The organism is Streptomyces carpinensis (assembly GCF_002154505.1).
Taxonomy (GTDB): Bacteria; Actinomycetota; Actinomycetes; order Streptomycetales; family Streptomycetaceae; genus Streptomyces; species Streptomyces carpinensis.
This window is the reverse complement of record NZ_MUBM01000313.1, coordinates 1-8,896: the sequence shown is the minus strand read 5'-3', so window position 1 is coordinate 8,896 and position 8,896 is coordinate 1. Positions and strand designations below refer to the sequence as shown.

The 8,896-nt window shown below is 72.4% G+C and carries 8 protein-coding genes and 1 pseudogene; 7 read left to right on the top strand and 2 right to left on the bottom strand.

Features of this window, described 5'->3' with window-relative positions; genetic code table 11:
* The first annotated feature begins 514 nt into the window (after window positions 1-514).
* Both BZY54_RS35560 and BZY54_RS35555 read left to right on the top strand, forming a co-directional pair.
* Entirely contained in the window at window positions 515-2,032 is a 1,518-nt protein-coding gene (locus BZY54_RS35560; RefSeq protein WP_086729443.1) for a glutamate-cysteine ligase family protein, read from the top strand.
* 229 nt (window positions 2,033-2,261) lie between these two features.
* Window positions 2,262-3,050, top strand: coding sequence for a CPBP family intramembrane glutamic endopeptidase (locus BZY54_RS35555; RefSeq protein WP_086729444.1), 789 nt, complete (start codon window positions 2,262-2,264; stop codon window positions 3,048-3,050).
* 63 nt (window positions 3,051-3,113) lie between these two features.
* Here BZY54_RS35555 and BZY54_RS35550 read toward each other — a convergent pair whose 3' ends face one another.
* Window positions 3,114-3,923: a PhzF family phenazine biosynthesis protein gene (locus BZY54_RS35550; protein ID WP_086729442.1), complete on the bottom strand. Its 810-nt coding sequence runs from the start codon at window positions 3,921-3,923 to the stop codon at window positions 3,114-3,116.
* Window positions 3,924-4,081: 158 nt separating this feature from the next.
* Between BZY54_RS35550 and BZY54_RS35545 the strand changes: the two genes are divergently transcribed.
* The 4 genes and pseudogenes from BZY54_RS35545 to BZY54_RS35530 form a co-directional block, all read left to right on the top strand.
* Entirely contained in the window at window positions 4,082-4,717 is a 636-nt protein-coding gene (locus tag BZY54_RS35545; RefSeq protein WP_086729441.1) for a PadR family transcriptional regulator, read from the top strand.
* Between the two features lie 213 nt (window positions 4,718-4,930).
* Window positions 4,931-5,503, top strand: a complete 573-nt coding sequence (locus BZY54_RS35540) for a Clp protease N-terminal domain-containing protein (RefSeq protein WP_086729440.1) — start codon at window positions 4,931-4,933, stop codon at window positions 5,501-5,503.
* A 115-nt stretch (window positions 5,504-5,618) separates the two neighbouring features.
* Entirely contained in the window at window positions 5,619-6,632 is a 1,014-nt protein-coding gene (locus BZY54_RS35535) for an EamA family transporter (protein ID WP_086729439.1), read from the top strand.
* A gap of 182 nt (window positions 6,633-6,814) precedes the next feature.
* Window positions 6,815-7,368, top strand: a pseudogene (locus tag BZY54_RS35530) (EamA family transporter); the annotation flags it as partial.
* Window positions 7,369-7,433: 65 nt separating this feature from the next.
* On the opposite strand, the gene BZY54_RS35525 reads toward BZY54_RS35530, so the two are convergent.
* Complete coding sequence (locus BZY54_RS35525) at window positions 7,434-8,120, bottom strand: pyridoxamine 5'-phosphate oxidase family protein (RefSeq protein WP_086729438.1); 687 nt, start codon at window positions 8,118-8,120, stop codon at window positions 7,434-7,436.
* A gap of 35 nt (window positions 8,121-8,155) precedes the next feature.
* On the opposite strand from BZY54_RS35525, the gene BZY54_RS35520 reads away from it, so the two are divergent.
* Window positions 8,156-8,896, top strand: a 741-nt coding sequence (locus BZY54_RS35520) for an aminotransferase class I/II-fold pyridoxal phosphate-dependent enzyme (protein WP_143668188.1), incomplete at its 3' end; no start/stop codon positions are given.

Sequence of the window (8,896 nt, the reverse complement as noted above, 5' to 3'; positions counted from 1 at the left end):
GGGTGGGGCGGACGACGCTGTCAGCTCTCGGGGCAGCAGGGGATGGGGCCGGGACCTTGTGTGCGAGGGGTGCGGAGATGCGGCATGCCGGACATGGCCCTGACCGCAGGTCCAGAGCCGCGGGCGCCAACCTTCTGCCGTTCTGCAGAGTTTATACGATAAATGTTCAGGCGATGTTTCGCCTAGCTGTTTCCGGCATGAACAACAAGAAGCTATTCGGTCGGAGATTTACGGGATTCATCCCGCTTCCGGTCGCGTTCCACCGCGGTGACCTCGGGTTCTGTCCGCGCAGCGGTCGGCTCGTTCTCGTCGGCGTTTTTCACGAGTTCCCCGGGGTACCCGCCGTTGCTGGGTGCCTCATGCCCCGTGAATGTGCCCGACGGTCATTTGCGACCAGAGTAGCGGGTGCGGGGCTGCAGTGGGACGTTATCGATCGCGTTCGCGGGGCATCATCCCACCTGACCGGGACCCCGGCGGCCGGATCCTCGGCCCGCCCGAGCGAAGGGACGCTGCGATGGGGGAAAAGGTCGTGGCAGGCCAGTTCGACCTGTCCGATCGCAACCGCTACCGCGACAAGCTCCGGCGGTGTCTGAAGGGGCTGGAGCGACTGCTGGAGGAGAAGCGGTTCGATCGTCCCAAGAACCTCATGGGGCTGGAGATCGAATTGAATCTCGTCGGCTCCGACGGCATGCCAAAAATGCTGAATGCGCAGGTACTCGAGCGCATCGCCAGCCGTGACTTCCAGACCGAACTCGCCATGTTCAACCTGGAAGTCAACATCGCCCCGCACCGGCTGGGCGGTCGGGTATTCGACCGGCTGGCCGAGGAGTTGAGGACGTCACTGGCATATGCCGACCGAAAAGCCGGGGAGGTCGATGCCTCCATAGCGATGATCGGTATTCTGCCGACGCTCGACCGGGACGACCTGGTCTCCTCCAACCTTTCCGACGTCGACCGCTACACGCTGCTCAACGACCAGATCGTCGCGGCGCGCGGCGAGGAGTTCGCGCTGGACATCGAGGGGGTGGAGCGGCTCACCTGCACCTCGAAGTCCATCGTCCCCGAGGCCGCCTGCACCTCCGTGCAGCTGCACCTGCAGGTGACCCCGGCCCGCTTCGCGGACGTGTGGAACGCGGCGCAGGCGGCGAGCGCCGCGCAGATCGCCGTGGGAGCCAACTCGCCCTTCCTCTTCGGGCGCGAGCTGTGGCGGGAGTCGCGGCCCCCGTTGTTCCAGCAGTCCACCGATACCCGCCCGCCCGAGCTCCAGGCACAGGGCGTGCGGCCCCGCACCTGGTTCGGGGAGCGGTGGATCTCCTCCGCGTACGACCTCTTCGAGGAGAACCTGCGTTACTTCCCCGCGCTGCTGCCGATCTGCGACGACGAGGACCCGCTCGACGTGCTCGACGCCGGCGGCGTGCCGAAGCTGGCCGAGCTCGTCCTGCACAACGGCACCGTCTACCGATGGAACCGGCCGGTCTACGACATCGCCGACGGCGTGCCGCACCTGCGGGTGGAGAACCGTGTGCTGCCCGCCGGGCCGACCGTCACCGATGTGATCGCCAACGCGGTCTTCTACTACGGTCTCGTCCGCGCACTCGCCGAGGAGTCACGGCCCGTGTGGACCCGGCTGCCCTTCCAGGACGCGGCCGCCAACTTCGAGGCCGCGTGCCGGCACGGGATCGACGCCCGGTTCAGCTGGCCCCGGCGCGGCCGCTACTCGGGCACGGTCGAGGTCGACGCCGTCACCCTGGTCCGCGACGAGCTGCTGCCGCTCGCCGAGGCCGGTCTGGACGCGTGGGGCGTGGAGCCGGTGGACCGGGACCGGTATCTCGGCGTGATCGAGGAGCGGTGCAGGAGCCGGACCAACGGCGCGCAGTGGCAGGCCGCCACGTTCCACCGGGCCGTGGAGGACGGCCTCGACAGGCAAGCGGCGCTGGCCGCCACGGCCCGGCGCTACTGCGAGCTCATGCGCCTCGGCGACCCCGTCCACACCTGGCCCGTCGGCCTGCCGGAACCGGTCCCGCTGGGCTGAGTCCGAACCGCCGGGACCCACCGCCGGGCCCCTGCCTGCGCCGAATCGTGCCTGCCGCCTACATCCCGCACCCTGGCGGCGCCGCAGGTCCCTGCCGTCTGCCTCCCTGGTCTGCGTCGCGAGCGCCCGTGTCATGGGTGTGCCAGGGGCGCTCGCGCCTTCACGGGGTGGATGGGGCAAGCTGTGACCTCTCAGAACGCTGGTACGGGAGGCGCGCGTGCAGGACGAGATGGGGCAGACGGACGACGCTGTTCCGAGGGAGCGGCTGTCGCGGCGGATGCTCCGTGACGAGACGTTGCTCGTCCTCGCGCTCTCCCTCGGTGCCAGCGGAGTCTCGGCCCTGATCAGCTTCGTCGGATCGGTCACGAAACCCGGTGGCCTCAAGGATCAGGCGGCCACCCTCAACGCCTCCGCCGCCCCCGGCCGTCCCTGGCTCGACCTCGCCTGGCAGCTCTTCGGGATCGCCACCGCGCTCGTCCCCGTCGCCCTGGTCGCGCACCTCCTGCTCCGCGAGGGCGGGGGGCTGCGCACGCTGGGCTTCGACCGCACCCGCCCCTGGCCGGACCTCGGCCGGGGGGCCGCGGTCGCGGCGGTCATCGGCAGCACCGGAATCGCCTTCTACCTGGCCGCCCGGGGCCTCGGCTTCAACCTCACCGTGGTGCCCGAGGCGCTGCCGTCGGTCTGGTGGAAGTACCCGGTGCTGGTCCTGTCCGCGGTGCAGAACGCGGTCCTCGAAGAGGTCATCGTGGTCGGCTATCTGCTGCGGCGGCTCGGTGGGCTCGGCTGGACGCCGGGGACCGCGCTGGTCGCCAGTTCCGTACTGCGCGGCTCGTACCACCTGTACCAGGGCGTCGGCGGCTTCGTCGGCAACATGGTGATGGGCGTGGTGTTCGTCTGGCTCTACCGGCGCTGGGGACGGGTCGGCCCGCTGGTCGTGGCGCATTCCCTGCTCGACATCGGCGCCTTCGTGGGCTACGCCCTGCTGGCCGGCAAGGTGGGGTGGCTGCCGACGGCGTGAGGCGAGCGGCCGCGGCTCGCGCAAGGGGCGTACGACAGCGTCGTACGCCCCTTGCGCGTGCGGTCAGGCGAGCAGTTCGCCCTCGACGACCGTGACCGCGTGGCCGGTGAGCAGAGTGCGCTCGCCGCGCAGCCCGGTGCGGACGCGACCGGAGCGCGGGGAGGCCTGCAGGCCGGTGAGGTCCGTCCGGCCCAGACGCTCGGACCAGTAGGGGGCCAGGGCGGTGTGGGCGCTGCCGGTGACCGGGTCCTCGTCGATGCCGACGTTCGGGAAGAAGCAGCGGGAGACGAAGTCGTAGCCGCGGGCGGGGTCCTCGGCGCGGGCGGTGGCGATGATGCCGCGCGACGAGTAGGCGGCCAGGGCCTTGTGGTCGGGGCTCAGGCTCCGGACGGTCTTCTCGTCGGCGAGCTCCAGCACCAGGTCGCCCACGTGCGGCCCGGTGTCGAAGGCGGTGCGCGGTTCGGCGCCGAGGGCGTCGGCCACCCCGTCCGGCACCTCGACCGGCGTGAGCGGGGCGGTGGGGAAGTCCAGGGTGATCGCGCCGCCCTCGGCGGGCGTCGCGATGAGGATGCCGCTGCGCGTGGCGAAGCGCACCGGACCGGTGTGGGCGCCGGTGGTGTGCAGGACGTGGGCGGTGGCGAGCGTGGCGTGCCCGCACATCGCGACCTCGGTGGCGGGCGTGAACCAGCGCAGCGCCCAGTCGGCGTCGCCGCCCTCGGGCAGCCGGTGCGCGAAGGCAGTCTCGGCGTGGTTGACCTCCAGGGCCACCTTCTGGAGCCAGTCGTCCTGGGGGAACGCGTCGAGGAGAAGGACTCCCGCCGGGTTGCCGGCGAAGGGACGGTCGGTGAAGGCGTCGACGATTCGAATCCGCATGTCCCGACGGTAGGGGGTCCGGGGCGTCGCGGGCCAAGGCCAATCCGGGCACCGCGGCCATGGACGGGAGAGACGGCAGCTCGGAAGGGCCTTGTCGGCGAATAGATTGCGATATATCGTTGAGGCATCGCGACAGATCGGCAAATGGAGTGATTGCGATGCACATCCACGGATTCGAGCATGGACACCGGCAGGGTGGTCCTCGGCGCGGCCGGGCCGGCTTCGACGGACGGCGTGCGGCCTTCGGGCCCTTCGGGCCGGGCGGTCCCGGTTTCGGCCCCGGCGGCCCCGGCTTCGGGCCGGGTTTCGGTCCAGGGCCCTGGGGTGGACGAGGGCGTGGGGGACCGCGCGGCAGGGCGCGGCGCGGCGACGTACGGGCCTCGATCCTGGCCCTGTTGAAGGACCGTCCGATGCACGGCTACGAGATGATCCAGGAGATCGCCGAGCGCAGCGGCGGTGCGTGGAAGCCCAGCCCCGGCTCGGTCTACCCCACCCTCCAGCTGCTGGAGGACGAGGGCCTGATCACCAGTGAGTCCGAGGGCGGCAAGAAGCTGTTCTCGCTCACCGAGTCGGGCCGCAGCGTGGCCGCCGAGGGGCCGGAGGCGCCCTGGGAGGAGGCCTCGCGGGGTGTCGACTGGGAGGCCCTCGGCGAGATCCGCCAGGCCGGCTTCGGTCTGATGGAGGCCTTCGGCCAGGTCTGGAAGACCGGCAGCAAGGAGCAGCGGGAGAAGGCTCTCGCCGTCATCAACGAGGCCCGCAAGAAGCTGTACCTGATCCTCGCCGAGGAGGACTGACCGTCATCCACACCCGTCGTTCGGCGTGCGCGGCGCCCAGGCCGGGACATCGGGCACTGACGAACCGTCAGGCAGCGCCGTGAGGTTTCGGGATCCGGCCTGATCTCATCCGCAAGGAGGAGATTCGAGCCGTCCGAGTCCACTCTCCGTGGGACGCCGAAATGCTTCCCGCCGGGGATGACCGGAGCCTGGGAGGCTGATGGGCTGGGAGATGTGCAACCCCATATCCCCAGGCAGCATGCCCACGAGCAGGGCGGTCGCCGTCCGGACGACGATGCCCGGCTCAGTGCCGAACTGGCGGCGGTGGTCGCCGGTGCCCGCAGGAGGGCCGTCCGGGACCGGGACCGGCAGATCGACACCGCCCATCTGCTGCACACGCTCCTGGAGTCCGACCCCGAGGTGCGCGCCGCCTTCGGTGCCGGCCCGCAGATCGCCCGGCTGCTCGGCTACCTCGTGCAGCGCAGCATCGGCTACGGCCTGCGCTGGCAGAGCGGCGTGGAGGACTCCGGCGCCCTGCCCGTGGTGACCGGCGCGCCGACCGCCGAGGCGGACGGCTGCTCCCCCGTGGCGTCGGCTGCCCTGGAGTACGCCTGCGAGCGCGCCGCGCGGCGCGGCGACGACCTGGCCCGCGGCCTCGACCTGCTCGCCGCGGTCGTGGCGGACCCGCAATCGCGCGCCGTCGAGGTGCTCACCCGCGCGGGAATCGATGCACGGGAACTCACCGCCCGGCTGGACGGTGCCGCCGGGCTGGATGAGGCCGTGGGGTTGGGTGAGACTCCCGGCTGAAGCGGACGGCCCCGCTCCAGGAGGCCGGGTCGCCGCCTCCGGACCGGCATCCCAATGTCCAGCCGGTGAGACAGGTGTCATTGGGGGTGACGCTCATGTCATCGCCTGTCATCATGTGCCGGTGGTTACGTCAGAGATCAGTAGGGGCCAGTCCGGCAAGGGCGTCGGGCTCGGGCTCGCGCTCGTGTCCGCGGTCGCGTTCGGCGGCTCCGGTGTCGCGGCCAAGCCGCTGATCGAGGCGGGCCTCGACCCGCTGCACGTGGTGTGGCTGCGGGTCACCGGCGCGGCCGTCGTCATGCTGCCGCTGGCCGTGCGGCACCGTGCACTGCTGCGCCGACGCCCCGCACTGCTCGCCGGCTTCGGACTGCTCGCCGTGGCCGGCGTCCAGGCCTGCTACTTCGCCGCGCTCTCCCGCATACCCGTCGGGGTGGCGCTGCTCATCGAGTACCTGGCACCGGCCCTGGTGCTCGGCTGGGTCCGCTTCGTCCAGCGGCGGCCGGTCACCCGGGCCGCCGCGGTCGGCGTGGTCCTGGCTGCCGGTGGGCTCGCCTGCGTCGTCGAGGTCTGGTCCGGCCTGAGCTTCGACGCCCTCGGACTGCTGCTCGCCCTCGGCGCCGCCTGCTGCCAGGTCGGCTACTTCGTCATGGCCGACCACGGCGGCGGCGACGGGGACGGCGACGGCGCTGCGCCGGACCCGCTCGGCGTCATCGCCTACGGGCTGCTCGTCGGTTCCGTCCTGCTGACCGTGGTGGCCCGCCCCTGGAGCATGGACTGGGCGGTCCTCGCACACAGCGCGAACATGAACGGCACCGCCGTCCCGGCCGCCGCCCTGCTGGTCTGGATCGTGCTGGTCGCCACCGTCGTCGCCTACATCACCGGCGTGCTCTCGGTGCGCAGGCTCTCCCCGCAGGTAGCGGGCGTGGTGGCCTGCCTGGAGGCGGTCATCGCCACCGTGCTGGCCTGGGTGCTGCTCGGCGAGCACCTCTCCACGCCGCAGGTCGTCGGCGGTGCCGTCGTCCTGCTGGGCGCGTTCATCGCGCAGTCCTCCACGCCGGCGAAGGCACCGGCGGAGCCGGTGGCGGCCGGTGGGGCGGAAAGGGAGTTGTCGGCACGCGGCACGGCGGCCTAGGCTCGCGATCATGCACATGGACGCACTCGTTCTTCCGCCCCCGGCCGCCTGAGGCGGGCCCTCCGGCAATCCGAGTCCGGCGCCTCGCCGGGCCGAACGGTGCTGCCCGCAGAAGAAGTCCGGCGACCCCGCCGAACCGGGGTCCTCCACCAGAACTTCTGCGTCTCCAGCGGAGAGAACTCGTGTCGCGTGTTTCCTCCGGCCTGCCCGTCGGGCGTGCCTCCTGTGTCTGATCGTCGCCGGTGCCGCCTGGGGCACCGCCGGCGCGACCGCCTCCTTGGTCTACCGGGCCAGTGACATGGGGCCGGCCACCCTGTCCTTCTGGCGCTGCGTGGCCGGTGCGGTGCTGCTGCTCGCCGCGCGGCTGCTGCGCCCGCGCGTCCGGGCGGCGGCGCCCGTGCCGCTCGACCGCGGTCTGCTGCGGGCCGGTGCCACCGGTGTCGGTCTGGCCGTGTTCAAGACCGCCTACTTCGCCGCCGTGGCGGCCACCGGACTCGCCGTGGCGACCGTCGTCACGTTCGGCGCCGGGCCCGTGCTCATCGCGCTCGGCGCCCGTCTCACGCTGGGCGAACGGCTCGGCCGGGCCGGCCTGACTGCCGTCGCGGGCGCACTGGCCGGGCTGGGCGTGCTGGTGCTGGGCAGCGGCAGCGCCGTCGTGCGCCCGTGGGGTGTGCTGCTCGCTCCGGGCTCGGCGGCCGGCTACAGCGCCATGACGCTGCTCACCCGGCTCGTCGGCGCTGCGGATCGGTCCGCACGTCGACGCCGCGGGCCGGCGCGCGCCGTCCCAGGGGTGGATCAGCATCACAGGTCCGCGAGGTAACCGGGGAGTTCGGTGCCGGGAGTGAGGTCCGCGTCGGCGAGCGGAGTGCCGTACGCCTTGCGGAGCGGCACGACACCGGCCCAGTGGGGGAGGGCGAGGTCCTCGGGCTCGTCGTTCACACCGCCGGTGCGCAGCTTGGCGGAGACCTCCTCCAGGTCGAGGCGGAGCACGGCGGTCGCGGCCAGCTCCTTGGCGTTGGCGGGGCGGGAGTCGGCCGCTCGGCCGGGCACCACGTGGTCGACGAGCACGTCCAGTGCCGCCCGCTTCTCCTCGGGGTCGGTGACCTGGTGGGCGATGCCGTGCACCACGACCGAGCGGTAGTTGATGGAGTGGTGGAAGGCGGAGCGGGCCAGCACCAGGCCGTCGACATGGGTGACCGTGAGGCAGACCGGCAGCCCCGGCTCGGCCCGGCCGGCCATGCGCAGCGGGCGCGAGCCCGTCGAGCCGTGCACGTAGAGCCGCTCGCCGACCCGGCCGTACAGCGTCGGGAGCACCACGGGCGCCCCGTCGCGGACGAAGCCGAGGTGGCAGACGTAGCCCTCGTCGAGTATCGCGTGCACCAGTTCCTTGTCGTACGAGGCCCGGTTCGCCGAGCGGGTGGGGACGGTGCGGTCGGTCGGGGCGTAGGCGTCGGCGTGCGGCGCGGTCGGCTGCTGGGTCCCCTGCATTGCGATCTCCATTGCACTAGTGCATAATCTGCTTTGTGCTAGGAGGATATCGGATCGAAGGGCGGCGCGCAGCGGAGATCGCGGCGAGCGTCGAACGCGCGGTCGGCGCCGGGGGTCTCGAACCGGGTCAACTCCTGCCGCCGATGAGGGAATTGGCCGGGCAACTCGGGGTCAACCCGAACACCGTGGCGGCCGCGTACCGCGTGCTGCGCGAGCGCGGGGTCATCGAGACCGCCGGGCGCCGGGGCAGCCGGGTGCGGCCCGCGCCCGCCACCACCGGGCGGGACAACATCCGTGTCGACGTGCCCGCGGGCGTGCGGGACGTGTCCAACGGCAACCCGGATCCGGCGCTGCTGCCACCGCTGGTACCGGCACTGACCGCGGCCGCCGCCCAGGGCGACCGCGAGCCGGTGCTGTACGGGCATGTGGCCGTCGAGCCGGAGCTGGCCCGCGACGCGCGTGCCGCACTGGACGCGGACGGGGTGCCGGACGGGCCCGTCGCCGTCCTGTCCGGGGCGCTCGACGGCATCGAACGGGTGCTCGCCGCCCACCTCAAGCCCGGCGACACGGTCGCCGTCGAGGACCCCGGGTGGGGCAGCGTCCTCGACCTGGTGCCCGCGCTCGGCCTGCGCACCCGGCCCGTGGGGGTCGACGACGAGGGCCCGCTCCCCGAGGACGTACGCCATGCGCTCGCCGGCGGCGTCCGCGCGCTGATCGTGACGGACCGGGCGCAGAACCCGACCGGTGCGGCGGTGAGCGGCACGCGCGCGCGTGCC

Bases quoted from the DNA above. Each gene is read 5' to 3' on its own strand.
- BZY54_RS35560 (WP_086729443.1), top strand. From the start codon at position 515: ATGGGGGAAAAGGTCGTGGCAGGCCAGTTCGACCTGTCCGATCGCAAC.
- BZY54_RS35555 (WP_086729444.1), top strand. From the start codon at position 2,262: ATGGGGCAGACGGACGACGCTGTTCCGAGGGAGCGGCTGTCGCGGCGG.
- BZY54_RS35550 (WP_086729442.1), bottom strand. From the start codon at position 3,923: ATGCGGATTCGAATCGTCGACGCCTTCACCGACCGTCCCTTCGCCGGC.
- BZY54_RS35545 (WP_086729441.1), top strand. From the start codon at position 4,082: ATGCACATCCACGGATTCGAGCATGGACACCGGCAGGGTGGTCCTCGG.
- BZY54_RS35525 (WP_086729438.1), bottom strand. From the start codon at position 8,120: ATGCAGGGGACCCAGCAGCCGACCGCGCCGCACGCCGACGCCTACGCC.